Below are 25,280 nucleotides of genomic sequence, written 5' to 3'. Positions count from 1 at the left end.
CCGGGTCTGACAACAACATCATGCGTGGCCCCTAACCGGTCCCGCCTCGAGTGGTCCGGGGGGACCCCGTCGTGTTCGGCCACATCTCGCACACTCGTCGCCGTGTCGCGCGCACCACCGTTCCCACGGTGGCCGCCGCGTTGTTGCTGGCGCTGCTGCCCACGCAGTCGCTGGCTTTGCCGCCCGTCCCGAGCCCGTCGCAAGACGAGGCGGGACGCGAGACGGTGGAGTTGGAACGGCTCAAGGCCGAGGAGCCTGTCCCGGGACAGACTGTCTCTCGTGATCTTGAGACTCTGAAGGCGAAGGTACCCAGGGATCTGCTCCAGGCTCCTACGGGCAGCACCACCCCGCCGTCCAACCTGACGGGTACGGTGAACTTCGGTGCCACTGCGACACCGGCCTCCGCCGGTACCCCCCGCCAGGCCGCCACAACTCCGGTCGGCAACCTGCCGGTCAGCCTCGGTCAGGCCCCCGATCAGCCGGCGCCCACGGGTACGTGGCAGGTGACCATTCCCGACCGAACGTCTCCCGTGAGCGACGGGGTTGACGGAGCCGTCCTGACGGTGCGTGCTCCGGAGACCGGCGCGGTCCCGGTCAACGTGAGACTCGACTACGGCAAGTTCGAGAACCTCTACGGAGCAGACTGGGCTTCCAGGCTCCGTTTCGTGCAATTCCCCGAGTGCTACCTGACGGCGCCGGACGACGAGGCGTGCCAGGAGTACGAAGAGCTGGAGACCACCAACGACACCGCGTCCAAGTCGATCACCGCAACGGTCGATCCGGCGGCCGACGGGACGGTCACCCCCGCCGCTGCCGACTCTGGGCCCGGTGCCGGCGCGGGCGTGGTCCAGGCTGCCTACAACTCCGCGACGAAGGTGACGCCGGCGGCGGCAGGGGACACCGCCGTGATCGGAGCCACGGACTCGGGCGGCGGCAGCGGCGGCTCCTTCAAGGCCACGTCCCTCGCGTCCAACGGCAAGTGGGAGGTTGCGGGATCATCCGGTGCGTTTACCTGGGCTTATCCGTTGGACATCCCACCGGCGCCTGCCGGACCCACACCCAAGGTGTCGTTCGACTACAACTCGCAGAGCGTGGACGGCCGCACCGCCGTCTCCTCGCCCCAGGCATCGTGGATCGGCGAGGGCTGGAACTACGACGCCGGCTACATAGAACGCCGCTACCGCAGCTGCCAGGACGACCGGAAGGCGCTCGACGCGGGCACTGCGAACAACACGGCCAAGAAGGACAAGACGTCCGACCTGTGCTGGGTGTCCTACAACGCCGTGATGTCCTTCAACGGCAGGACCACCGAGCTCGTCCGTGATGCCTCCGCGTCCAGCAACCCCGAGACCGACACGGAGCGGTACCGCCCTCAGCAGGATGACGGTACGCGCATCGAGCACAAGGTGGGCGGGGCCAACGACGACAACAACGGTGAGTACTGGCTCGTCACGACCCGGGACGGGACGAAGTACTACTACGGCCTGGACGAGGTCGGCGGGGGCCACGCCGACACCAATTCCGTGTCCACCGTGCCCGTCTTCGGCAACCATCCGAAGGAACCCTGCCACGCCGACAGCTTTGCCGACTCGCGTTGCGGTGCCGGAAAGCAGCAGGCCTGGCGGTGGGGCCTCGACAAGGTGGTGGACGTTCACGGCAGCACGATGGTCGTCAACTGGAAGCAGGAGACGAACTACTACGCCGTCTACAAGAAGACCAAGACGCCGGAGCAGTACGACCGGCATGCGTACCCGGTGTCCATCGAGTACGGCATGCGCAGCGATCTCACCAAGCCCTCGGCGAAGATCGAGTTCAATGTCGCCCAGCGCTGCCTGAAGTCCACGACCGCCTGTGACTCGGCCAACTTCGCGAAGACCGCGGACCCGGGCGCCTACAGGCCTTGGTGGGACACCCCCGGCAACCTCAACTGCAAGTCGACGTCCAAGCTATGCCCGCGATTCCCGTCATTTTGGACTCAGCTGCGTCTGGACTCGGTGACGACGAAGGCTGCCCGCGCGGGGCAGACGGGACTCGGGCTCGTCGACAAGTACTCGTTGCATCAGTCCTTCCCCGAGGACTGGTACGACACTGCGCCCGGCCTGTGGCTCAACTCCATCACCCGCACCGGCTACGCGCCCGGCGACACCACGGGCACGCTGCAGTCCAAGGACGGGATCAGCTTCTCCGCCTATACGGTCGGCTCCACCTCCGAGTTGCACACCAGGCTTCTGGACCGCCAACTGCCCAACCTGGTGCTCACGGGCAAGAGCGACCAACGACCCGCTTTCACCCGACCCCGTATCGGCACCGTCTCCACCGAGCATGGTGGTGACATCGAGGTCGAGTACAAGGGCGGCTGCGCGACCGAACCGTCAACGGACAAGGGAAAGAGCAACAGCACCTGCTTTCCCGTGCGATGGTCTCCCGACGGTGATGAGCGAACGCCCGCGAAGGCGTGGTTCAACAAGTACGTCGTCCACTCCGTGACCGAGCGGGACAAGGTCACCTCGAAGGGCGAAGCCGTCATCTCGACGTACTCCTACTTCGATCCCGCCTGGGACAAGAGCGACGACGAGTTCACACGCCCCTCGCTGCGAACGTATCGCGAATGGAAGGGTTACCAAAAAGTCTCCATCCGCAAGGGCAGCAAGAGCACGTCTGAACAGGGCGACGTGAACTCGCAGTCGTACGTCGTGACCCGCTATTTCCGAGGCGTCGGCGGCGAGGTGAAGGACAGCACCGGTACCTACGTCCTCCTGGCGGACGACGGCCCAGAGTTCGCGGGTATGCAGGCGGAGAAGATCACTTACCGCGATTCCGACGGCAAGGTGCAACGGCGCGCTCTGACCTTCCCGACCTCGAAGCAGACCGCTTCCCGGCCGCGTGAGAACGAGGACGGCACCGCGGGAGAACCCCTGGTCGCCCACCGCGTCGGAGTGAAGCGGACCGACGACATACAGACGGCCGATCCCAGCTGGCGCGCCGTGCGGACGCTGACCACCTACGACGACACGTACGGTCTGCCCCAGCAGGTGGAGACGTCTGTCGTCAAGCCCAATGGGAGTGGCGGAGAGACTTTCTCCGACCGCAGTTGCACCACCACGACATACGTCCACAACACCTCGGCATGGCTGATCGGCCTGCCCAAGGAGCAGCACAGCACCGGCACCTCCTGCGCCGACGAGGCAACAGCCGATCCGGCCACACAGCTCAAGGCAGCACTACGCAACACATACGACGACAAGTCCTACGGTGAGGCACCGTCCCGCGGCCTGGTGACCACACAGGCCGAGATCGACGGCAGCGGTACGTCGTACTCCGTCGCAGCCAAGACGACCTACGACCCACTGGGCCGCATCCGCACCGTCACCCGCTCCGGCAAGGGTATGGAGGAGATTAAGTACACCCCTGGTGACGCCGGCGGCCCGGTGACCGAGGTGCAGTCGATCAACGCCAAGGGGCACACCACCACCACGGCCTACGAACCGGGGCGTGGCCTCGCCCTGTCCACCACCGACCCCAACGGCCGCGTCCAGCGGATGGAGTACGACGCCCTCGGCCGCCTGGTGAAGGGCTGGTCGCCCTCGCGCTCCGCCGCCGGCCAGTCGCCGAACGTGCAGATCTCCTACCAGATGGCCGTCGCGACCCCTGACAAGAGCCGTCCGGCAGCCGTCACCGTCCAGACGCTGAAGGACGACGGTACGTACGCACAGGCGACAACGCTCTACGACGGCCTCCTGCGGGAAGTCCAGAAGCAGACCGAAGCCCATGGCCCGGGCCGGATCATCGTGGACACCAAGTACAACGACCACGGTCTCCTCCTGGAGAAGACCGCGGGATACCTGGCGAAGGGCGAACCGAGCACCGAGCTCTTCGCGCCCAGGTCGAAGTCCCTGATCCCCAGTTGGACCAGATACCGCTACGACGGCATGGAGCGCCAAATCCGTGCATCCGTCTACCACAGCGGCCACTACAAGTACGCGTCGTACACCAGCTACAGCGACACCAGTACGTACGTCAACCCGGCTGGATCCACGGCTCCCCGGATCCGGACCTACCAGGACGCCCTCGGACGAGTCACCTCCGTCAAGCATTACAGCCAGGAGGACAGCGCATCGCCCACGGGCCGCACCACGACATACGACTACGACGCACGCGGCAACCGGGCCAAGGTCACCGATCCGGCCGGCAACGCATGGTCGTACGTCTACGACGCACGAGGCCGCGTCACCTCGGCCACGGACCCTGACACCGGTACCGCGGAGACCTGGTACGACGCGGCGGACCGGCCCATCCGTGTGAAGAACGCCCGCGGCCAGGAGTCGTTCACCGAGTACGACGTCCTCGGCCGTGTGCTGAACGTCCGTGAAGGATCAGCTTCCGCCGCCCCGACCAAGGAGTTCACCTACGACGCGGCGACCGGTGGTATCGGACAACCCGCCACCAGCAAGCGCCACACCGACAGCGGCGACTACGAGAACCGAGTCACCGGCTATGACGCGGAGTACCGCGTCACCGGTAGTGAGACGGTCATCCCGGCCAACTCGATGACCACCGGTCTCTCCGGCACCTACTCCTACGCCTACACGTACACCCCGACCGGAAGGCAGCACTCGGTCACGCTGCCCGCCGCGGGCGGTCTGGCGCGCGAGAAGGTCGTCACGCGTTACAACAGCGATGGCCTGCCGGAGACGACGTCGGGCCTGGCCTGGTACACCTCGGACGCGACCTACTCGCCCTTCGGCGAGCTGCTGCGCTCCGTCTCCGCCGCCCAGCCGTACCGGGTCTGGACGACCAATTTCATCGACCCACACACAGGCAGCCTGCAGCGCACGGTCACCGACCGGGAAACGAGCGGCGAACACCGGATCAGCGACAGCTACTACTCCTACGACGCCTCCGGGACCATCACCTCCAATGCCCGCCGGCTGACGGAGTCCACCGGCTCGACCTGGGACACCCAGTGCTTCACCTACGACGTCATGGGCGAGTTGGTGCACGCCTGGACGTCCAAGGTCACACCGACCGGAAGTGGCACTGGATGCAAGGCCGCGAACGGCGCCACGTGGGGCTACCGCACCGATTACGCCGCTTCCACGGGGCCGGTCGCGGACGCGCCTGACGAGGCCACGGACGCGAGCAGCCCGGATGCTTCCTTGTCATCGGGGCTCACCGCGACGGCTCCGGATGCCGAGACGGTGTCCACGGGTGCCACGGCCTACCGCCAGTCGTTCACGTTCGACTGGATCGGCAACCGCGCGACGATGACCGAGCACGACACGGCGGACGCGACGAAGAACGTCGCGCTGACCTACGGCTACGGCAAATCGGGCTCGAGCGGCAAGATCCAGCCGCACACCATGGCCTGGGCCAGTTCCAATCCCTCGGGCAAGGGTGGTTCCTTCACCTACGACGCCTCGGGCAACACGACCGTCAGGGACCTGGCCAGCACGACGCAGCGCCTCGTGTGGACGCCCGAGAACAAGGTCGACTCGATCACGGACGACGGCAAGAAGACGACGTACGTCTACGACGCACAGGGCAATCGCCTTCTGGAGAACTCGCCCTCCGGGTCGACGCTGTACTTGGGCGAGACGGAGCTGACCACGGACGCGTCGGGGACGTTGACCCGTGCCTCCCGCTCCTACAGCCAGCCCGGCGCTCCCACCGTGGTCCGCACGACGACGAACGGCGCCACCACGGGCCACAAGCGCACTGTGCTGCTCGCCGACCACCTCGGCACGGCGAACACATCCGTGGAGGTGGCAGCCGGTCAGGCGGTTTCCCGCAGGGCCTTCAAGCCCTACGGCGAAGTACGCGGAATCAAGCCGGGCACCTGGCCCAACAAGCGTAGCTACCTGGGCACGGGTATCGACGACGCGGCCACCGGTCTGACGCACATCGGCGCGCGCGAGTACGACCAGAACTCGGGCCGCTTCCTCTCGGCCGACCCGATCATCGACATGGCAGACCCGCTCCAGATGAACGGGTACGCCTACAGCAACAACAGCCCGGTGAGCAAGAGCGACCCGACCGGGCTGATGCTGGACGTCGGTCATGGGAGCGGAGCCCGATGTACGGCTGACTGTGTTCGTGACGTCTCTGACGACGAACGTCCCGCGGCGGACTGGACGCTCGAGGGAGAAGTACAGCAGGACGTCAACGGGGACGGTTACATCTCGATTTTCCCCACCGTCCACGTCGACGCCAAGTGGAAGAACGCCACCAAGTACATCAACGCTTTCTATAAGCAGATTGACGCAGTTTGCAGCGACTACGGCCGTGAATCATGTGCCGATACGTCCATCGCGCATAACGCGGCGACGGTAAACGTTGCGAAGGGTGGTGCCTGCTTGGACGCGGGGAGGAAGTGCCCAGCAGGCCTCGAATATGGGCTGTCTGCCGCAATGGCATCTGGGTTTATGGTTGCCGCAGAAGAGAGCGGAGGGCGGGGCGGCGCCCGTCTCGGCCGGAGCCCTAAATCTAAGGGGTCCAGTTCCTGTAAGTGTTTCCTCGCCGGCACCGACGTTCTAATGGCTGATAGAAGCTCCAAGGATATCGAGGATGTAGAGGTCGGCGATGAAGTGCTGGCAGCGGACCCCAAGACCGGTGAAAGCGGTCCGCGCAAGGTAACTCGCCTGATCGTCACCGACGACGACAAACTCTTCAACGAGCTGTCCGTCGCAACAGCGGACGGCATCGAGAAGCTGACAGCCACGCACGAACACCCGTTCTGGTCCCCATCCGAGCGGCGCTGGGTTGAAGCGCGAGGCCTGAAGAAGGGCTCCACCCTCCTCACGGAGGAGGGCGAGACGGTCGTCGTCACGGCCAATCGGCCATTCGCCAAGCGCGCACGCACGTACAACCTTACGGTTGATGACCTGCACACGTACTATGTGCTGGCGGGCGAAACGCCGGTTCTCGTTCACAACAGCAACTGCGGTGTCAGTGATCTCAGGGTTGCTGTCGGCAAGGGAGCTGCCCGGGATTACCAAATGTCTGTCGCAGGCATGGTAGAAGTTCGACTGCGCGGCGGAGGTGAGAAGATTTGGGCTGATGGTGTCGATGGCGCCTCGATTCTTGACGCAAAGTACGTCAGTGGTAAGTCGAGTCCATTCATCCCGCCGGGAATTAAGAACGCTAAGGTGCAAGGATTCATTGATGCTGATATCGCCAATGAGATGCGGCGCTATGCAGCGGTGATCGGTGACAGTGGGAACCACTACACAAATCTTAGAATCGTCACGAACAACAGTGCTGCGGTGCCGTACTTCGAAGGGATGATGGCGAAGTATGGTGTCCCTGGGAGTGTTTCAGTGGTGCCGTGAGGGCCGGAAGGGCGAGGAAGTATGACGTACCTCGTGTTCGCCAGTGAAGAGGATGTCGACTGGCGATTCGAGCAGGGGGAGCTGGCTGAGGTTCTCTTGCGAGACTGGCCTGGGGCGGAAATCCAAGATCCAACACCCGTGGATGCAGAAGCTGACGGGCGTGGCCTTCGCTGGATTTGTCACATTGGTGGTCATGAGATCGAGGCGTGGCTCAACAAGCAGGGCACATGCCTCTACATCGATGGCGAGTTCGACGCCGCGGCAGAGCTGACGAGTTGGTTTCGGGGTTGCACGCCTCGTGAAGTTGAACTCTCGATGTGTGACGATGTCTACTCGTTTCAAGTGGGCATCGGATACGGGGCCTCAGCTCGCGAGATTGTGGAATCTGTTCCAGACTGACTCTGCGATCTGACGGGTCTGCGGCTACCGTTGCTGACCAGTCCTGTTTACTCGCGAACATGAAGCCCCGTCAGGTGATGCCTGACGGGGCTGCTGCGTGGGGTGACGGCAGTAGTTGGCGGCAACGTCAGCGGACGAGGGCAGCGCAGGGTGGCGGGTTCATCGCCGTCGGAGCGTGCCGTCTTGGCGTTCTCGGGCTATCGAGGGCCGCGCCGAGGTGTCGATGGCATCGCGCTGGGGGTGGAGCCTGAGTGGGCGTAGGCGGTGGCGGTGACGCCGATGTGGGGCGTGGCCGAGGAGTTCCTGCGACGGAGGCCGGTCTTGCGGAGGAGTGGTAATGGCTGCTGCAGCTGTGGTCGCGGCCCATATTCCGGCCGGGCGACAGTTGGACTGGATTGATGAACATCCGAGCATTACAGAATGGCTGGCAAAGCCGAGTACTGCTTCCCTCGCCTCGGCTGTGCTTCAGGCGCTGGAAGTGACATTGCCTGCAGGTAGCTGGTTCTGGTTTAGCTGGGCTGACGCTGAAGAGAGGGACGAGCCTCAGGCTGAAATCGACAGTTTGAGATTTGTACTGCGCCCTGTCAGCGAAGGCGAATCTGCATAGTGCTGGCCGATCCACACATGATGGTTGGCGTGCATGTGAAAAGCCCTACCGAAGCGGGATTGGATGGGGCAGCGGTTTGGCGGCAAGCGCTGATGGCAATGTCAGCGCACGACAACAGCGGCAGGCGGGTCGCCGGGGTCGTGGTTCTGGCCGCTGAGGGCGTTGCCCAGGACTTCGTTGATCACGACGAGTTCGACACCGCGTTCCAGCAGGAGTGGTGGGGTAGAAGTGTTCTGCCCGCTCGGAGTGAAAGCCCTGTCCCACCTCCACGGACGTCCGGCGTCCTCGACGGCGGATTCCCATGGAAGACTGGCCCGGTCGCGGTGGTGGACGGGGTCGCCGGGTGGTCCGGTGGGGGAGTGGGTGACGCGTGAGCAAGCGGCAGGTCCAGAAGATGCTGCGGTTGATCGCGAGCGGTCAGCCCGTGGAGCTCACGAGCCCGATGGCCTCGGTGAAGAAGCTCGCCCATCTCGCCTTCATCGCCCAGCAGTTCGGCTACGAGTATCTGGACGTGAAGCAGGGCGGGCGCAACAACGCCCTCGTGATGCTGATCGCGCCCGACCCCAGCCCCCAGGCCCGCGCGCGGGCCGCGCAGAACTGGGCGCAGTACCCGGACGCCGGTGACGGCGTCTCGGTGCCGCCGCTCGTGCCCGACGCGCACGAACTGCTCAAGGCCCGCATCAACTTCGACCTCACCGGCCGGCATGTCGAGAAGCGCCTGTACTGGGCGGCCGCCGGTATCACCGGTGGCTTCTTCTTCTCCGCCCTGAAGGCGGACATCGAGGGCGACTCCGCCCTCTTCACCACCCTCACCTGGGTGGGGCTCATGGCGCTGCTCGCCGTCGGCGTCGTCGTCACCCGCAAGCGCAACGCCAAGTTCGCCGCGCGGCTCACGGCCGCCGGGTTCACGCCCGTGCGGGACGAGACGGGCCGGCTGCGGTATCTGCCGGCGAGCGGGAGTGGGCCGTACGGGCGACAGGCTCCGGCAACTCCTGGGGGATACGGGCAGCAGGCCCCGGCCGCCGCGCCGGGCGTCCCCGGTGGGTACGGGCAGCAGGCTCCGGTAGCTCCCGGTGGGTACGGACAGCAGGCTCCGGCCGCTCCCGGTGGGTACGGACAGCAGGGCCCGGCGTCCTACGCCCAGCCCGCCGCCCCGGGGCCGTACGCCGCGCCCCAGGCGCCTCAGCAGCCGTACCCGCCTCAGCAGCCCCAGCAGCCCCAGGGTCCCTACGCGGCGCCCCCGCAGCAGCCGTACGGGCAGGCATACGGTCAGCCGCAGCCGCCGTACGGGCAGCCGCCGCAGGCCTACGGGCAGGCGCAGCCGCCGTATCCGCAGCAGAACCCGCACTGGCAGCCTCCGCAGCAGCCCTGACCGGTCCGTACGGGCCGGGCTCGCGGGACCTCTCATCCGCCCCGCCCGGCGGGTGAGAGCAACGTTCCTTGCCGGTCACCGGGTGCCACAGACCGGAAACGCGGCCTCCCTACCTTCGGGACCAGCCACTCGCAGGCGACCGAGCCCGAAGACCGTGGAGGCGCCATGACAGCCCCGAGCACTGCCCCCGTCGCGAGCAGGGGAGGCCGCTGGATCGACCACTGGGACCCCGAGGACGAGACCTTCTGGAACACCACCGGGGAGCGGATCGCCCGCCGCAACCTGTTCTTCTCCGTGCTCTCCGAGCACATCGGGTTCTCGATCTGGACCCTGTGGTCCGTGATGGTGCTGTTCATGGGGCCGGAGTACGGCCTCACCCCCGCCGACAAGTTCACCATCGTCTCGATGGCCACCCTGGTCGGCGCCGTCGTCCGCGTCCCCTACACCTTCGCCGTCGCCGTCTTCGGCGGCCGGATGTGGACGGTGGTCTCGGCGAGCCTGCTGCTCGTGCCGACCGTCGCCGCCTTCGTGGTGATGGAACCGGGGACGTCCTTCACGACCTTCCTGCTCTGCGCGATGCTGGCCGGCGTCGGCGGCGGCAACTTCGCCTCCAGCATGACCAACATCAACGCCTTCTTCCCGCTGCGGAAGAAGGGCTGGGCGCTCGGCCTCAACGCGGGCGGCGGCAACATCGGCGTGCCCGTCGTGCAGCTCGTCGGTCTCGCCGTGATCGGCGCCAGCGGCGGCCCGCGCCTGCTGCTCGGCCTCTACATCCCGTTCATCGTGGTCGCCGTGGTCCTCGCCTGGCTGAAGATGGACAGCATCTCCTCCGTCCGCAACGACACCGGTGCCGCCAAGGACGCCGCGAAGGACCCGCACACCTGGATCATGTCCTTCCTCTACATCGGCACCTTCGGCTCCTTCATCGGCTACAGCTTCGCCTTCGGCCTGGTCCTGCAGACCCAGTTCGGCCGTACGCCCCTGCAGGCCGCCTACGTCACCTTCATCGGCCCGCTGCTGGGCTCCCTGATCCGTCCCCTCGGCGGCTCGCTCGCCGACCGCTTCGGCGGCGCGCGGATCACCCTGTGGAACTACGTCGCCATGGCCGCCGCGACCGGCGTCGTCATCGTGGCGTCCATCCGCGAGTCGCTGCCGCTGTTCACCGTGGCCTTCATCGCCCTGTTCGTCCTGACCGGGCTCGGCAACGGCTCCACGTTCAAGATGATCCCCGGCATCTTCCACGCCAAGGCGCTCGCCCGGGGCCTGGAGGGCGACGCGGCCGCCGCCTACGGCCGCCGGCTCTCCGGCGCCTCCATGGGGCTCATCGGCGCGGTGGGCGCCCTCGGCGGACTCGGCATCAACCTGGCCTTCCGCCAGTCCTTCCTCAGCGTGGGTTCCGGCACCGGCGCCTTCGTCGCCTTCCTCGCCTTCTACGGCCTCTGCTTCGCGGTCACCTGGGCCGTATACCTTCGCCGTCCGGCGCCCGCGGCGACCTCCACGGCTTCGGCGACGGAGACGAAGCAGCAGCTCAGCTACGCCGAGGTGTGACGTAACACCGCTGACACGTGGCCGATCCGAGCCTGTCACGCACCGTTGACAGGCTCGCTCGGCATGCGGACGCACGTGTGCGGGCGTCCGGCACCGGCACCACGACTCGAGTGCGGAACGAGAGTTATGTACGACGAACAGCAGCAACCCGACCATGGACCCCTCGCCGGGTTCACCGTGGGCGTCACCGCCGCGCGCCGTGCCGACGAGCTCGGGGCGCTGCTCCAGCGGCGCGGCGCCGCCGTCGTGCACGCACCGGCGCTGCGCATCGTGCCGCTCTCCGACGACAGCGAACTGCTCGCCGCGACGAAGGAGATCATCCAGCGGCATCCGGACGTCGTGGTCGCCACGACCGCGATCGGCTTCCGGGGCTGGATCGAGGCCGCCGACGGCTGGGGCCTCGGCGAGGATCTGCTGAACCGGCTGCGCGAGGTGGAGCTGCTCGCGCGCGGGCCCAAGGTCAAGGGCGCGGTGCGGGCGGCCGGGCTGACCGAGGAGTGGTCGCCGTCCAGCGAGTCCATGGCCGAGGTGCTGGACCGGCTGCTGGAGGAGGGCGTCGAGGGCCGCCGGATCGCCGTCCAGCTGCACGGCGAACCGCTGCCCGGCTTCGTGGAGGCCCTTCGGGCCGGCGGGGCGGAGGTGCTGGGGGTGCCCGTGTACCGGTGGCTGCCGCCGGTGGACATCGGGCCCGTCGACCGGCTGCTGGACGCGGCGATCTGCCGTTCGCTGGACGCGGTGACCTTCACCAGCGCTCCGGCCGCCGCCTCGCTGCTGACGCGGGCCGAGGAACGCGGACTGCTCGACGAGCTGCTGGCCGCGCTCGGCCACGACGTCCTCCCGGCCTGCGTGGGCCCGGTCACCGCCCTGCCGTTGCAGGCCCGGGGCATCGACACCGTGCAGCCCGAACGCTTCCGGCTCGGGCCGCTGGTGCAGCTGCTGTGCCGGGAACTGCCCGGCCGCGCCCGGTCGTTGCCCATCGCCGGGCACCGGGTCGAGATCCGCGGCCACGCGGTGCTGGTCGACGGGGAGCTGCGGCCGGTGCCGCCCGCCGGGATGTCCCTCCTGCGGGCGCTGGCCCGGCGGCCGGGCTGGGTCGTGGCCCGCGCCGACCTGCTGCGCGCGCTGCCCGGTGCCGGGCGCGACGAGCACGCCGTGGAGACGGCGATGGCCCGGCTGCGTACGGCCCTGGGGGCGCCGAAGCTGATCCAGACGGTGGTGAAACGGGGGTATCGGCTGGCGCTGGATCCGGCCGCCGACGCGAAGTATGGGGGCGAGTGAGGGGGTTGGGGTGAGCCCCTGTTGGGCTGTGCCCGGCGTGGGGGTGGCCGTCTCTCGGGGGCTGCCGCCCCCGAACCCCTGCTGTCGGCCCTGAACGGGCCTCGTCCTCAAACGCCGGACGGGCTGGGTGGCCGAGCCCGGCCCCGAAGGGTTCCGCCGGACGGGCTGGATGTGCCGCGCCCAGCCTCGAAAGGTCCCGCCGGACGGGATGGATGTGCCGCGCCCAGCCTCGAAAGGTTCCGCCGGACGGGCTGGATGTGGCCGCCCGGCCTCGATGGGTCCCGCCGGGAGGGCTTGGCTGGGTGTGGCCGGCCGGCCTCGAAAGGCTGCCCTCGGACGGGCTGGATGCCTGGGTGTGCCTCGGTACGAGGGGTTCCGGCGGAGCGCCGTGACGGGCACTGTGGGAGGGAACGGTTCCCCAGCCCCCTCACGCATCCACCGGCCCCCGCCGACGGGAGACGGTGACCCCTAGGCGGTGACAGGCACATGGCACCGGGTACGGCCACGGCCGCGTACGAGCTGCGGTTCGGCGCGGGGCGGATCAGTCTGGATCTGCTCGCGACCGCGCACCCTTGTGAACGGTTCGTCTCCGTCGAGGTGTTGTGCGCGTGGATCACCGGGTCGGGGCTCGTGCCCCCGCAGACCCCGCTCGGGCACGCCGACGACTCCTGGGTCACCGGCTTCCGGGAAGTACGCGCTTGCACCGATCAGTTGGTGCGCGGGGCGCTGGCCGGGCCGGCGTCCTGGCCGTCGTACGACAGGGCGCTGGAGCGGGTGAACGACCTCGCCCGTGCCGCGCCCCCCGCCCCGCGGGCCGTGCGCGGCGTGGACGGCTCGCTGGTGCGGCGGCTGGAGCGGCCGCCCGTCTGCGCGGAGTTGCTCGGCGCCCTGGCGCGGGACGTCCTGGAGCTGCTCACCGATCCCGTCGCGCGGGCGGGGCTGCGGGAGTGCGAGGGGGACAATTGTCCCCTTGTGTACCTGGACACTTCCCGGGGGCGGCGGAGGCGCTGGTGCTCCAGCGAGGTCTGCGGAAACCGCGAAAGAGTGGCCCGGCACCGTCGCCGCGCGGCCCTCGCGCGCAGCTGACCGCCCGTTATGTCCCTTGTGTTCGTGGGTCGTCGAAGTGATTTCGATTACACGTTGTTTGCCTACGCCACCGTAGGGAAGCGTGAAGACGATCTTGCCGATGTGACGGAAATGTAAAGATCGCACGGTGGGAATGTGGCGCCATGTCCCCCTCGTCACGTCACTCCGAAGAAAACTGTCGCCTCACGTTGAACACGCAACCCGCCGTCTGCGTACGGGTGGTCGAGCGACCGACTGGGGGAACCCCCGGACATCGGAGGTGGGCGTGCGCAAGGATTCCGTCGTGGCCAATGAACGTGGATCGAGGGCCCGACATCGCATGTCCCAGCCCTCGGAACCTGATGAGGAGCTGATGCGTGCGCTGTACAGAGAGCACGCCGGACCCCTCCTTGCGTATGTCCTCCGTCTGGTCGCCGGTGATCGGCAACGAGCAGAGGACGTCGTGCAGGAGACGCTCATCCGTGCCTGGAAGAACGCCGGACAGCTCAATCGAGCGACCGGATCGGTACGCCCCTGGCTGGTGACGGTCGCCCGGCGCATCGTCATCGACGGCCACCGCAGCCGGCAGGCCCGGCCGCAGGAGGTCGATCCGTCGCCGCTGGAGGTCATCCCCGCGGAGGACGAGATCGACAAGGCGCTGTGGTTGATGACGCTGTCGGACGCGCTCGACGACCTGACCCCCGCCCACCGGGAGGTCCTCGTCGAGACGTACTTCAAGGGGCGTACGGTCAATGAGGCGGCCGAGACCCTGGGCATACCCAGCGGAACCGTCCGTTCCAGGGTCTTCTACGCCCTGCGGTCGATGAAGCTGGCTCTGGAGGAGCGGGGGGTGACGGCGTGATGAGCGGATACGGGGGAAACCAGGGATTCGGCATGGGCGGGTCGGGTATGTCTGGCTCCATGAGCCCCACGCAGGGACGACCGGGCCCCAGCGAACACGAGACCGTCGGCGCCTACGCCCTCGGGATTCTCGACGACGCCGAGGCAACCGCTTTCGAGGCTCACCTGGCCACCTGTGAATGGTGCGCCCAGCAGCTGGACGAACTCGCCGGAATGGAACCGATGCTGGCCGCCCTCGCGGACCTGCCCGGAGCCGGCACCCCCGACATCGGCGACTCGCTGTCGGCCAAGCCCAGCCCGCGCCTGGTGAACAAGCTCGTCGACGAGGTCGCCGAGCGCCGCGCCCAGAAGCGCCGGCGCAGCTTCTACCTCGTGGCCGCGGCGGCCGCGCTGATCGTCGGCGGTCCCTTCGTGGCCGTCGCGACGAACGGCGACAGTGGAGGCGGCGGCACCGAGGGGAACCGCACGGTGCAGGCGGCCAACCCCGCCAAGGAGCTGTTCACCGGCATCGAGAACAAGGTCACCGGCACCGACGCCACCACCGGCGTCACCGCGACCGTCGGCCTGAGCGAGAAGCTCTGGGGCACCGAGACCGGCCTGGAGCTCAAGGGCGTCAAGGGCCCGCTCAAGTGCTCCATGGTCTTCGTCAGCAAGGACGGCTCGCGCGAGACGGCGGCCTCCTGGTCCGTGCCCAAGTGGGGCTACGGCCTCCCGGACGCGAAGACCGAACAGGCCAGGAACCCGCTCTACGTCAGCGGCGGCGTCGCCATGTCCCCGGACAAGATCGACCATGTCGAGATCATCGACTTCGACGGGAACAAGCTCGTGCAGGTCGACGTGTAGGCACCCCACAGGGCCTGTCGTAGCGCCATCGGCCCCCTTCGCGTACCTTTGACGGCTGCCCAGCACGTCAGAAGGGGGCCCGGTGGCCGCTCAGGCGCAGGACAGTGCGCTCGACTCCCTGCGAGACCGAGAGATCGGCGTCGAACAGGAACATCTCGACCGGGTGTACCGGCGTCTCGAGGAGAAGATCCACGAGGCCGAGTTCCTGATGAACGACGCCGCTCAGCGCGGCCAGGTCGGCACACCCGGCGCGCTCGCCGAACGCGACGCGCAGGTCTTCCGCGCCGGAGTGCACCTCAACCGGCTCAACAACGAGTTCGAGGACTTCCTCTTCGGCCGGATCGATCTGCTCCTCGGCAAGGACGGCAAGAAGGGGCCCGACGGCGCCTACACCGCGGTCGAGCCCGCCGAGGGCGCGGTCCGCGACGACAACACCGCCGACATCGCCGAGACCCTGCACATCGGGCGGATCGGCGTGCTCGACCAGGACTACGCGCCGCTGGTCATCGACTGGCGGGCCCCGGCCGCCGCGCCCTTCTACCGCTCGACCCCGGTCGACCCCGGGCGGGTCGTCCGGCGCCGGGTCATCCGCTCCAAGGGCCGCAGGGTCCTCGGTGTCGAGGACGACCTGATGCGCCCCGAGCTGAAGGCGTCGCTGAACGGCCAGGAGCTGCCCGTCATCGGCGACGGCGCCCTCATGGCCGCCCTCGGCCAGGCCCGCGGCCACACCATGCGGGACATCGTGGCGTCCATCCAGGCCGAGCAGGACATGGTCATCCGCGCCCCCGCAGCCTCCGTGACCTACGTCGAGGGCGGCCCCGGCACCGGCAAGACCGCCGTCGCCCTGCACCGCGCCGCCTACCTGCTCTACCAGGACCGGCGCCGGTACGCGGGCGGCATCCTCATCGTCTCGCCGACCCCGCTGCTCGTGGCGTACACCGAGGGTGTGCTCCCGTCGCTCGGCGAGGAGGGCCAGGTCGCCATCCGCGCGATCGGCTCCCTGGTCGACGGCGCCGAGGCCACGCTGTACGACTCCCCGGCCACCGCCCGCGCCAAGGGCTCGTACCGGATGCTCAAGGTGCTGCGGAAGGCGGCGCGCGGCGCACTGGAGCTGGGCGCGGGCAGCCGCGCCACCGGCGCCGACCGCGGCGGGCAGCTCGCGTTCGGCGACGACCCCGCGCCGGTGCCCGCGGGCCCCCCGACCCGGCTGCGCGTGGTCGCCTTCGGGCGCCGGCTGGAGCTGGAGGCCGACGCCCTCGACCGTGTCCGGCGCACCGCCCTCGGCGGAACTGCTCCCGTGAACCTGCTGCGCCCGCGCGCCCGCAAGCTGCTGCTCGACGCCCTGTGGGAGCAGTCCGGCGGCGCCAAACGGCACAGCGACCCCGAGCTCGCCGCCGAGCTGCGCTCCTCCTTCGACGAGGACGTGACCTCGGAGGACAGTTTCATCTCCTTCCTGGACGCCTGGTGGCCGGAGCTCACCCCGGCCGCCGTCCTCGCGGCGATGGCCGACGAGCGCCGGCTCGGCCGCTGGGCCCGCCGGGTCCTCAACTCCGGCGAGATCCGCAAGGTCGCCCGCTCGCTGCGCCGCGACGGCCTGTCCGTGCACGACATCGCCCTGCTCGACGAGCTCCAGGCGATCCTCGGCACCCCGGCCCGCCCGCGCCGCAAACGTGAACTGGACCCGCTCGACCAGCTCACCGGCCTCGAGGAGCTGATGCCGGTACGCGAGGAGTCGCAGCGCGAGCGCGCCGAGCGGCTGGCCGCCGAACGCGTCGAGTACGCGCACGTCATCGTCGACGAGGCCCAGGACCTCACGCCGATGCAGTGGCGCATGGTCGGCCGCCGCGGCCGGCACGCCACGTGGACGGTCGTCGGGGACCCGGCGCAGTCGTCCTGGTCCGACCCCGACGAGGCCGCCGAGGCCCGCGACGAGGCCCTGGGCAGCCGGCCCCGCCGCCGCTTCCAGCTCACCGTCAACTACCGCAACCCGGCCGAGATCGCCGAGCTCGCCGCGAAGGTGCTCGCCCTCGCCATGCCGGGCTCCACCTCGCCGTCGGCGGTGCGTTCGACCGGCGTACGGCCCCGCTTCACGGTCGTCCGGGACTCCCTGGCCACGACCGTTCGCGCCGAGGCCGCCCGGCTGCTGGACCAGGTCGACGGCACGGTCGGCGTGGTCGTCGCCATGCAGCGCCGCGAGGAGGCGGCCCGCTGGCTGGCCGGACTCGGCGACCGGGTCGTGGCGCTCGGCAGCCTGGAGGCCAAGGGCCTGGAGTACGACGCCACGGTGGTGGTCTCCCCGGCGGAGATCGCCGACGAGTCACCGGCCGGACTGCGTGTGCTGTACGTGGCGCTGACCCGGGCGACGCAGCAGCTCACGGTCGTGTCGGGGGAGCGCGACGAGCCGGACGCCGACGGGGTCCCGGACCTGCTCAGGGACTGATGAGAAGGAACACCGCCGGAGGGAATGGCCTCACGGCATCCGTTTGTTAGCCTGGACGTGACACCGGCTCGATCCAAGCCCCCGGGCCCAACCTTCGTCGCTACGAGCGACCACTTGCCGCGAGGCGAGCATGGCGGGTCGGTGTCACCTACGTAGGGCAGAGGCCCACGTCACGGATGTGACGTGGGCCTCTTCTCATGAGAAGACGTGGCGAACAATACGTTCGCAATGTCAGCCCGGCTAACTCCTACTCGACGGTAGGTGCGACGATCGGACGGCAGATCGCAGCTATACGGTGAAAGCAGAGGAAGTCGGCCATGGCAACGGCGCCCAGCGTCTCCTACTCGATGACGGTCCGGCTGGAGGTGCCCGCGAGCGGAACAGCGGTCTCCCAGCTCACCACGGCCGTGGAGTCCCACGGAGGCTCGGTGACCGGCCTCGACGTCACCGCGTCCGGCCACGAGAAGCTCCGCATCGACGTCACCATCGCCGCGACCTCCACCGCGCACGCCGACGAGATCGTCGAGCAGCTGCGCCAGATCGAGGGCGTCACGCTCGGCAAGGTCTCCGACCGTACGTTCCTGATGCACCTCGGCGGCAAGATCGAGATGGCGTCGAAGCATCCCATCCGCAACCGTGACGACCTGTCCATGGTCTACACGCCCGGTGTGGCCCGCGTCTGCATGGCGATCGCGGAGAACCCCGAGGACGCCCGCCGGCTGACCATCAAGCGCAACTCCGTCGCGGTCGTCACGGACGGCTCCGCCGTCCTCGGCCTCGGCAACATCGGCCCGAAGGCCGCGCTGCCGGTCATGGAGGGCAAGGCGGCCCTGTTCAAGCGGTTCGCGGGCATCGACGCCTGGCCGATCTGCCTGGACACCCAGGACACCGACGCGATCGTCGAGATCGTCAAGGCGATCGCCCCCGGCTTCGCGGGCATCAACCTGGAGGACATCTCCGCGCCCCGCTGCTTCGAGATCGAGGCCCGGCTGCGCGAGGCCCTGGACATCCCGGTCTTCCACGACGACCAGCACGGCACCGCGATCGTCGTCCTCGCGGCACTGACCAACGCCCTTCGGGTGACGGGCAAGGCCATCGAGAACATCCGTGTGGTCATGTCCGGCGCCGGCGCCGCCGGTACGGCCATCCTCAAACTGCTGCTGGCCGCGGGCGTGAAGAACGCCGTCGTGGCCGACATCCACGGGGTCGTGCACACGGGCCGTGAGGACCTGCGCCAGGCCCCGGCGGACTCCCCGCTGCGCTGGATCGCGGACAACACCAACCCGGAGAACCTCACCGGCACCCTGAAGGAGGCCGTGCGCGGCGCCGACGTCTTCATCGGTGTCTCGGCCCCCAACGTGCTCGACGCCGACGACGTGGCCGCCATGGCCGAGGGCGCGATCGTGTTCGCGCTCGCGAACCCGGACCCCGAGGTCGACCCGGCAATCGCCCGTCAGACGGCCGCAGTTGTGGCCACCGGCCGCTCGGACTTCCCCAACCAGATCAACAACGTGCTGGTCTTCCCGGGTGTGTTCCGCGGTCTGCTGGACGCGCAGTCCCGCACCGTCAACACGGACATGATGCTCGCGGCCGCGAAGGCTCTGGCCGACGTGGTCACCGAGGACGAGCTCAACCCGAACTACATCGTCCCCAGCGTCTTCAACGACAAGGTCGCCGGTGCCGTCGCCGGCGCCGTCCGCGAGGCCGCCAAGGCCGCGACCGCTTCCTCGGGGGCGTAAGCCCCGTGCGGCGGGGTAACCGGCACGTGTGACCGGGCTGTGAGGATCACCACGGCAAGCCCTTGTGACGGCGCGTCGCGGAACCTGAGGCCTGTTTTCGCCGTTTATCGTGACGGCCAGGCTCAGGCCCTCTCTTCGTGTGACTCCCAAGGGTGTTCTCACGACTCCTCCGGGTGCCGGATTGGCTTTCCCGCCGCAGGTAGGGGCAGGATGCGTCCCTGGGCGCGAGGGTCTGGCCACGGACCCGGTCCGGGGACCGACCGAGGACCCTGGCAGCATCGACACCGCTGTGCCCGACATGCGGCTCCGCCGCGTGGCACGCCTCAAGGCAATTGAACACGGGAGTAACAACATGAACCGCAGTGAGCTGGTGGCCGCGCTGGCCGACCGCGCCGAGGTGACCCGCAAGGACGCCGACGCCGTGCTGGCCGCGTTCGCCGAGACCGTCGGCGAGGTCGTCGCCAAGGGCGACGAGAAGGTCACCATCCCTGGCTTCCTGACCTTCGAGCGCACCCACCGTGCCGCTCGCACCGCCCGCAACCCGCAGACCGGCGACCCGATCCAGATCCCCGCCGGCTACAGCGTGAAGGTCTCCGCGGGCTCCAAGCTCAAGGAAGCCGCGAAGGGCAAGTAAGCGCTCCGCCTCGAGCGAGAGACGCCGAAGGGGCGGTCACCCGATTCCGGGTGACCGCCCCTTCGCCATGTACAGCCTCAGCCGAGCGCCTTGCCCGGGAGTTCGACCTTCGCGCCCAGCTCGACCAGCTTCTCCATGCTGCGCCTGCCCGGGGGATGACCCCCGGACCCCCAGCCGGGGACGGCGCCGCGTGGCACGGTCAGCCGAGCGCCTTGCCCGGGAGTTCGACCTTCGCGCCCAGCTCGACCAGCTTCTCCATGAAGTTCTCGTAGCCGCGGTTGATCAGTTCGATGCCGTGGACCCGGGACGTGCCCTGGGCCGCCAGCGCCGCGATGAGGTACGAGAAGCCGCCGCGCAGGTCGGGGATGACCAGATCGGCGCCCTGGAGCTTCGTGGGGCCCGAGACGACGGCGGAGTGCAGGAAGTTGCGCTGCCCGAAACGGCAGTCGGAGCCGCCCAGGCACTCGCGGTACAGCTGGATGTGCGCGCCCATCTGGTTCAGGGCGGAGGTGAAGCCGAGGCGGGACTCGTAGACCGTCTCGTGGATGATGGACAGGCCCGTCGCCTGCGTCAGCGCGACCACCAGCGGCTGCTGCCAGTCGGTCTGGAAGCCCGGGTGCACGTCCGTCTCCAGCGCGATGGACTTCAACTGGCCGCCGGGGTGCCAGAAACGGATGCCCTCGTCGTCGATCTCGAAGGCACCGCCCACCTTCCGGTAGGTGTTGAGGAACGTCATCATCGAGCGCTGCTGCGCTCCACGGACGTAGATGTTGCCCTCGGTCGCCAGCGCCGCGGACGCCCACGAGGCGGCCTCCAGGCGGTCCGGCAGGGCGCGGTGGGCGTAGCCGTCGAGTTTGTCGACACCGGTGATGCGGATGGTGCGGTCGGTGTCCATCGCGATGATGGCGCCCATCTTCTGCAGCACGCAGATGAGGTCCTCGATCTCCGGCTCGACGGCCGCGTTCGAGAGCTCGGTGACGCCCTCCGCGAGGACGGCCGTCAGCAGGACCTGCTCGGTCGCGCCGACGGACGGGTACGGCAGCCGGATCTTGGTGCCGCGCAGCCGCTGCGGGGCCTCCAGGTACTGCCCGTCGGCCCGCTTCTCGATCCGCGCGCCGAACTGCCGCAGCACCTCGAAGTGGAAGTCGATGGGCCGGCCGCCGATGTCGCAGCCGCCGAGGCCCGGGATGAAGGCGTGGCCGAGGCGGTGCAGCAGCGGGCCGCAGAACAGGATCGGGATCCGGCTCGATCCCGCGTGGGCATCGATGTCAGCGACGTTGGCGCTCTCGACGTGCGACGGGTCCATCACCAGCTCGCCGGGCTCCTCGCCCGGTCGGACGGTGACACCGTGCAGTTGGAGCAGGCCGCGGACGACCCGGACGTCCCGGATGTCGGGGACGTTGCGCAGTCGGCTTGGGCCACTGCCCAGGAGGGCGGCGACCATGGCCTTCGGTACGAGGTTCTTCGCACCGCGGACACGGATCTCGCCCTCGAGCGGGGTTCCGCCGTGGACAAGCAGTACATCGTCATTGCCGTTGACGGTCATGTATCTCGCGTTCCGATGAGTCGGGCAGGGGCCAGAAGGGAAAGGGTAATCGCCGCGCACCCCCCTGGAGTAAGCCCGAGCAGGGCTCAGCGACGTCATAGTCCTGTCACAACACGAACGGTTCCGCGCCGGGCACGAGCGGTCACCACCCCTCCCCGCGCCCCGGGGCGCACACCCGTGTCCCACCGCCCCCGGCGGACCCGGCCTCACCAGGACGCTCCCTCCCGCCCCGGCCGGGTTCCCCCGCGAAGCGGCATTGCCTCCCCATGTGGGGGGAAGATGCGGGATCATGTCTGGCATGACCGAGGTGTCCTCGCTCACAGGGCGGCTGCTCGTGGCCACGCCCGCCCTGGCGGACCCGAACTTCGACCGCGCGGTGGTGCTCCTTCTCGACCACGACGAGGAGGGCTCCCTCGGTGTCGTCCTCAACCGGCCGACCCCCGTCGACGTGGGCGACATCCTGGAGGGCTGGGCGGATCTCACCGGCGAGCCCGGCGTCGTCTTCCAGGGCGGCCCGGTGTCGCTGGACTCGGCGCTCGGCGTCGCCGTGATCCCCGGCGACGCGGCCGGGGACAGCGCCCCGCTGGGCTGGCGCCGGGTGCACGGTGCGATCGGCCTGGTGGACCTGGAGGCGCCGCCGGAGCTGCTGGCGTCGGCCGTGGGGTCGCTGCGGATCTTCGCCGGGTACGCCGGCTGGGGGCCCGGCCAGCTGGAGGACGAACTGGTCGACGGCGCCTGGTACGTCGTCGAGTCCGAGCCCGGTGACGTGTCGTCCCCCGCGCCCGAGCGGCTGTGGCGCGAGGTGCTGCGCCGCCAGCGCAACGAGCTCGCGATGGTGGCCACGTATCCGGACGACCCTTCGCTCAACTGATGGCTGTGAGCTTCAGTACCCTTGGCGGTATGAGCACTCTCGAGCCCGAGCGCGGGACTGGTACGGGGACCCTCGTCGAGCCCACGCCGCAGACTTCCCACGGCGACGGCGACCACGAGCGCTTCGCCCACTACGTCCAGAAGGACAAGATCATGGCGAGCGCCCTCGACGGGACCCCCGTCGTGGCGCTCTGCGGCAAGGTCTGGGTGCCGGGCCGCGACCCCAAGAAGTATCCCGTGTGTCCCATGTGCAAGGAGATCTACGAATCCATGGGCGCGGGCGGCGACGACAAGGGCAAGGGCAAGGGCGACAAGTAGGCCCGTCCTCCCCGGACCCGCGTGCCGAGGCCCCCAGGATGCGTTTCGCGCATCCTGGGGGCCTTTGTGCTGTTCGGCCGTTGCACGGAGTGCGTCGGCCGGTCACAGAGTGGTTGAGACCTCTTGTGGTCGTGTTCATGAACTCCCTAGCCTCCCGGTGTTGTGCACAGCGAAACCGTCATTGCGCGTGATGCAACGCCTCATCGGAGGAGTGCCATGAACACCAGGAAGCCCGCCGTCCGTGTCCTGGGCGCCACCGCCCTCGCGGCCACCGCCCTGATCGTCTCCGCCTGCGCCCCCCAGACCACCGGCGACTCCTCCTCCGACACGGACGAGAAGACCGGCACCCTGCGGGTCTGGCTCTTCCAGGAAGTCGGCAACAAGCCCAAGGAGAAGGTCGTCGAGGCCGTCGTCGCCGACTTCGAGAAGCAGCACGAGGGCACCAAGGTCGACGTCGAGTACATCCCCGTCGAGACCCGCGCCCAGCGCGTCAAGGCCGCCTTCAACGACCCCGAGTCGGCCCCGGACCTCATGGAGTACGGCAACACCGACACCGCCGGCTATGTGAAGGACGGCGGACTCCTCGACGTCACCGAGGACTTCGCCGCCTGGGACGAGGCCAAGGACACCGACCCCACCGCCCGCCAGTCCGTCACCGTCGACGGCAAGGTCTACGGAGCGCCCTTCTACGTCGGCGTCCGCGCCCTGTACTACCGCACCGACGTGTTCGAGGAACTCGGCCTGGAAGTGCCGGAGACCATGGACGAGTTGGCCACGACGGCCCGCAAGATACGCGCCGAGAAGCCCGAGTTGTACGGCCTGGTCGTCGGCGGCGCCTACACCTACGGCGCCATGCCGTTCGTATGGGCCAACGGCGGGGAGCTCGCCGAGGGCAAGGGCGGCTCGTACGCCTCCGCGATCGACAGCGCCGCGGCCCAGAAGGGCGTCAAGGCCTACACCTCACTGTTCTCCGACGACAACTGCCCCGCCGCCAAGTGCGCCGGCATGGGCGGCAACGACACCGTCACCGCGTTCGCGGCGGGCAAGGCCGGCATGGCCATCGGCGGCGACTTCAGCCACGCCGCCGTGGAGGCCGGCAAGGTCAAGGGCAAGTACGCCGTCGTCCCCCTTCCGGGGGTGAAGTCCGGATCGGTCGCGCCGGCGTTCGCGGGCGGCAACAACATCGGCGTCCTGAAGAGCACGTCGCACCGCACGCTCGCCGTCCAGCTGATGGAGCGGCTGGCCGCCAAGGACACCCAGGAGTCCATGTTCGAGGCCATGGGCTTCCTGCCGACGTTCGCCGACGTACGCCGTGAGGCCGCGGCGAAGAAGCCGTACGTGAAGCCGTTCGTCGAGACGCTCGCCGCGGGCACCAAGTTCGTCCCCGCCTCGCCCGCCTGGGCCCAGATCGACGCGTCGCTGGTCCTGCCGACCATGTTCCAGGAGGTCATCAGCGGCAAGAAGGACGTCGCCGGGGCCTCCCGCGACGCGGCGAAGAAGATGGACGCGGCGTTCGGCTCCGCCGGATGAGAGCGCCCGCCCGGCCGCGGGCCCGCCGCCCGCGGAGCACGACACCCTGGCTCTACCTCGCCCCCGCCCTCGTCGTCATCGGCGGACTGCTCGTCTACCCCGTCTACCAGCTCGGGCTGATCTCGTTCTTCGAGTACACCCAGGCCCAGGTCAGCGGGGGCGAGCCGACCACCTTCCAGGGGTTCGGGAACTACACGGAGCTGTTCTCCGACGAGCAGTTCTGGCAGGTGCTCATCGCCACGGTCGGCTTCGCGGCGGCCTGCGTCGTGTCGACCCTGGCGGTCGGCTGCGCGCTCGCCGTGCTGCTGACCCGGGTGCGGGCCGTGCCGCGGCTGGCGCTGATGCTGGCAGCGCTCGGCGCCTGGGCCACCCCGGCCATCACCGGGTCGACGGTCTGGCTGTTCCTGTTCGACCCGGACTTCGGGCCGGTCAACCGGCTGCTGGGGCTCGGCGACCACTCCTGGACGTACGGACGCTTCAGCGCCTTCTTCCTGGTGCTGCTCGAAGTGGTCTGGTGCTCCTTCCCGTTCGTCATGGTGACGGTCTACGCGGGCATCCGGGCCGTCCCGTCCGAGGTGCTGGAGGCCGCCTCCCTGGACGGCGCCTCCCAGTGGCGGATCTGGCGCTCGGTGCTCGCGCCGATGCTCCGGCCGATCCTGGTCGTCGTCACCATCCAGTCGGTGATCTGGGACTTCAAGGTCTTCACCCAGATCTACGTCATGACCAACGGCGGCGGCATCGCCGGCCAGAACCTGGTGCTGAACGTGTACGCCTACCAGAAGGCGTTCGCGTCCTCCCAGTACAGCCTGGGTTCGGCGATCGGCGTCGTGATGCTGCTGCTCCTGCTCGCGGTCACGCTCGTGTACCTGCGGCTGCTGCGCCGGCAGGGAGAGGAACTGTGA

General features: G+C 68.7%; 17 protein-coding genes. 16 read left to right on the top strand and 1 reads right to left on the bottom strand.

Annotated features, from left to right (window positions below):
- The first annotated feature begins 71 nt into the window (after positions 1-71).
- From DC008_RS13090 to DC008_RS13040, 12 genes are all read left to right on the top strand, one after another.
- The gene (locus tag DC008_RS13090; protein ID WP_244221351.1) at positions 72-7,328 is read left to right on the top strand and encodes a polymorphic toxin-type HINT domain-containing protein; all 7,257 of its coding nucleotides are present in this window, start codon (positions 72-74) and stop codon (positions 7,326-7,328) included.
- A gap of 21 nt (positions 7,329-7,349) precedes the next feature.
- Positions 7,350-7,727: a hypothetical protein gene (locus tag DC008_RS13085; RefSeq protein ID WP_108707131.1), complete on the top strand. Its 378-nt coding sequence runs from the start codon at positions 7,350-7,352 to the stop codon at positions 7,725-7,727.
- 337 nt (positions 7,728-8,064) lie between these two features.
- Positions 8,065-8,334: a hypothetical protein gene (locus DC008_RS35225; RefSeq protein ID WP_123954003.1), complete on the top strand. Its 270-nt coding sequence runs from the start codon at positions 8,065-8,067 to the stop codon at positions 8,332-8,334.
- Positions 8,335-8,704: 370 nt separating this feature from the next.
- Complete coding sequence (locus DC008_RS13080; RefSeq protein WP_108707130.1) at positions 8,705-9,706, top strand: hypothetical protein; 1,002 nt, start codon at positions 8,705-8,707, stop codon at positions 9,704-9,706.
- Between the two features lie 165 nt (positions 9,707-9,871).
- Entirely contained in the window at positions 9,872-11,254 is a 1,383-nt protein-coding gene (locus DC008_RS13075) for an MFS transporter (RefSeq protein WP_108707129.1), read from the top strand.
- 126 nt (positions 11,255-11,380) lie between these two features.
- Positions 11,381-12,532, top strand: a complete 1,152-nt coding sequence (locus tag DC008_RS13070) for a uroporphyrinogen-III synthase (protein WP_108707128.1) — start codon at positions 11,381-11,383, stop codon at positions 12,530-12,532.
- 486 nt (positions 12,533-13,018) lie between these two features.
- A complete protein-coding gene (locus DC008_RS13065; protein WP_108707127.1) occupies positions 13,019-13,618 on the top strand; it encodes a CGNR zinc finger domain-containing protein in 600 nt (199 codons plus the stop codon).
- Between the two features lie 319 nt (positions 13,619-13,937).
- Positions 13,938-14,459 carry a sigma-70 family RNA polymerase sigma factor gene (locus tag DC008_RS13060; protein ID WP_010039908.1) on the top strand — a complete coding sequence of 174 codons (522 nt, stop codon included), beginning with the start codon at positions 13,938-13,940 and terminating at the stop codon, positions 14,457-14,459.
- A gap of 59 nt (positions 14,460-14,518) precedes the next feature.
- The gene (locus DC008_RS13055; protein WP_164492303.1) at positions 14,519-15,301 is read left to right on the top strand and encodes an anti-sigma factor family protein; all 783 of its coding nucleotides are present in this window, start codon (positions 14,519-14,521) and stop codon (positions 15,299-15,301) included.
- A gap of 82 nt (positions 15,302-15,383) precedes the next feature.
- Complete coding sequence (locus tag DC008_RS13050) at positions 15,384-17,741, top strand: HelD family protein (RefSeq protein ID WP_108707125.1); 2,358 nt, start codon at positions 15,384-15,386, stop codon at positions 17,739-17,741.
- Positions 17,742-18,058: 317 nt separating this feature from the next.
- Positions 18,059-19,480, top strand: a complete 1,422-nt coding sequence (locus DC008_RS13045) for an NAD-dependent malic enzyme (protein ID WP_055624605.1) — start codon at positions 18,059-18,061, stop codon at positions 19,478-19,480.
- 352 nt (positions 19,481-19,832) lie between these two features.
- Entirely contained in the window at positions 19,833-20,114 is a 282-nt protein-coding gene (locus DC008_RS13040) for an HU family DNA-binding protein (RefSeq protein ID WP_007498188.1), read from the top strand.
- A gap of 199 nt (positions 20,115-20,313) precedes the next feature.
- On the opposite strand, the gene murA is transcribed toward DC008_RS13040, so the two are convergent.
- A complete protein-coding gene (murA, locus tag DC008_RS13035; RefSeq protein WP_055624604.1) occupies positions 20,314-21,660 on the bottom strand; it encodes a UDP-N-acetylglucosamine 1-carboxyvinyltransferase in 1,347 nt (448 codons plus the stop codon).
- Positions 21,661-21,958: 298 nt separating this feature from the next.
- Here murA and DC008_RS13030 point away from each other — a divergent pair, with 298 nt between their 5' ends.
- The 4 genes from DC008_RS13030 (at position 21,959) to DC008_RS13015 (ending at position 25,280) form a co-directional block, all read left to right on the top strand.
- Positions 21,959-22,531 (top strand): YqgE/AlgH family protein, encoded by a 573-nt coding sequence (locus tag DC008_RS13030; protein WP_164492302.1) that lies wholly within the window; start codon positions 21,959-21,961, stop codon positions 22,529-22,531.
- Between the two features lie 29 nt (positions 22,532-22,560).
- Positions 22,561-22,848: a DUF3039 domain-containing protein gene (locus DC008_RS13025; protein ID WP_019754409.1), complete on the top strand. Its 288-nt coding sequence runs from the start codon at positions 22,561-22,563 to the stop codon at positions 22,846-22,848.
- Positions 22,849-23,064: 216 nt separating this feature from the next.
- Complete coding sequence (locus DC008_RS13020) at positions 23,065-24,378, top strand: extracellular solute-binding protein (protein ID WP_108707123.1); 1,314 nt, start codon at positions 23,065-23,067, stop codon at positions 24,376-24,378.
- On the top strand, positions 24,375-25,280 hold the full coding sequence (locus DC008_RS13015; RefSeq protein ID WP_108707122.1) for a carbohydrate ABC transporter permease: 906 nt from the start codon (positions 24,375-24,377) through the stop codon (positions 25,278-25,280). Before DC008_RS13020 ends, DC008_RS13015 begins: the two co-directional genes overlap by 4 nt.

This window comes from Streptomyces nigra, from assembly GCF_003074055.1.
GTDB lineage: Bacteria > Actinomycetota > Actinomycetes > Streptomycetales > Streptomycetaceae > Streptomyces > Streptomyces nigra.
This window is presented reverse-complemented; position numbering and strand designations above follow the sequence as displayed.

Bases quoted from the DNA above. Each gene is read 5' to 3' on its own strand.
- DC008_RS13060 (WP_010039908.1), top strand. From the start codon at position 13,938: ATGTCCCAGCCCTCGGAACCTGATGAGGAGCTGATGCGTGCGCTGTAC.
- DC008_RS13040 (WP_007498188.1), top strand. From the start codon at position 19,833: ATGAACCGCAGTGAGCTGGTGGCCGCGCTGGCCGACCGCGCCGAGGTG.
- DC008_RS13085 (WP_108707131.1), top strand. From the start codon at position 7,350: ATGACGTACCTCGTGTTCGCCAGTGAAGAGGATGTCGACTGGCGATTC.
- DC008_RS13075 (WP_108707129.1), top strand. From the start codon at position 9,872: ATGACAGCCCCGAGCACTGCCCCCGTCGCGAGCAGGGGAGGCCGCTGG.
- DC008_RS13015 (WP_108707122.1), top strand. From the start codon at position 24,375: ATGAGAGCGCCCGCCCGGCCGCGGGCCCGCCGCCCGCGGAGCACGACA.
- DC008_RS13070 (WP_108707128.1), top strand. From the start codon at position 11,381: ATGTACGACGAACAGCAGCAACCCGACCATGGACCCCTCGCCGGGTTC.
- DC008_RS13045 (WP_055624605.1), top strand. From the start codon at position 18,059: ATGGCAACGGCGCCCAGCGTCTCCTACTCGATGACGGTCCGGCTGGAG.
- DC008_RS13065 (WP_108707127.1), top strand. From the start codon at position 13,019: ATGGCACCGGGTACGGCCACGGCCGCGTACGAGCTGCGGTTCGGCGCG.
- murA (WP_055624604.1), bottom strand. From the start codon at position 21,660: ATGACCGTCAACGGCAATGACGATGTACTGCTTGTCCACGGCGGAACC.
- DC008_RS13030 (WP_164492302.1), top strand. From the start codon at position 21,959: ATGACCGAGGTGTCCTCGCTCACAGGGCGGCTGCTCGTGGCCACGCCC.
- DC008_RS13020 (WP_108707123.1), top strand. From the start codon at position 23,065: ATGAACACCAGGAAGCCCGCCGTCCGTGTCCTGGGCGCCACCGCCCTC.
- DC008_RS35225 (WP_123954003.1), top strand. From the start codon at position 8,065: ATGGCTGCTGCAGCTGTGGTCGCGGCCCATATTCCGGCCGGGCGACAG.
- DC008_RS13055 (WP_164492303.1), top strand. From the start codon at position 14,519: ATGAGCCCCACGCAGGGACGACCGGGCCCCAGCGAACACGAGACCGTC.
- DC008_RS13025 (WP_019754409.1), top strand. From the start codon at position 22,561: ATGAGCACTCTCGAGCCCGAGCGCGGGACTGGTACGGGGACCCTCGTC.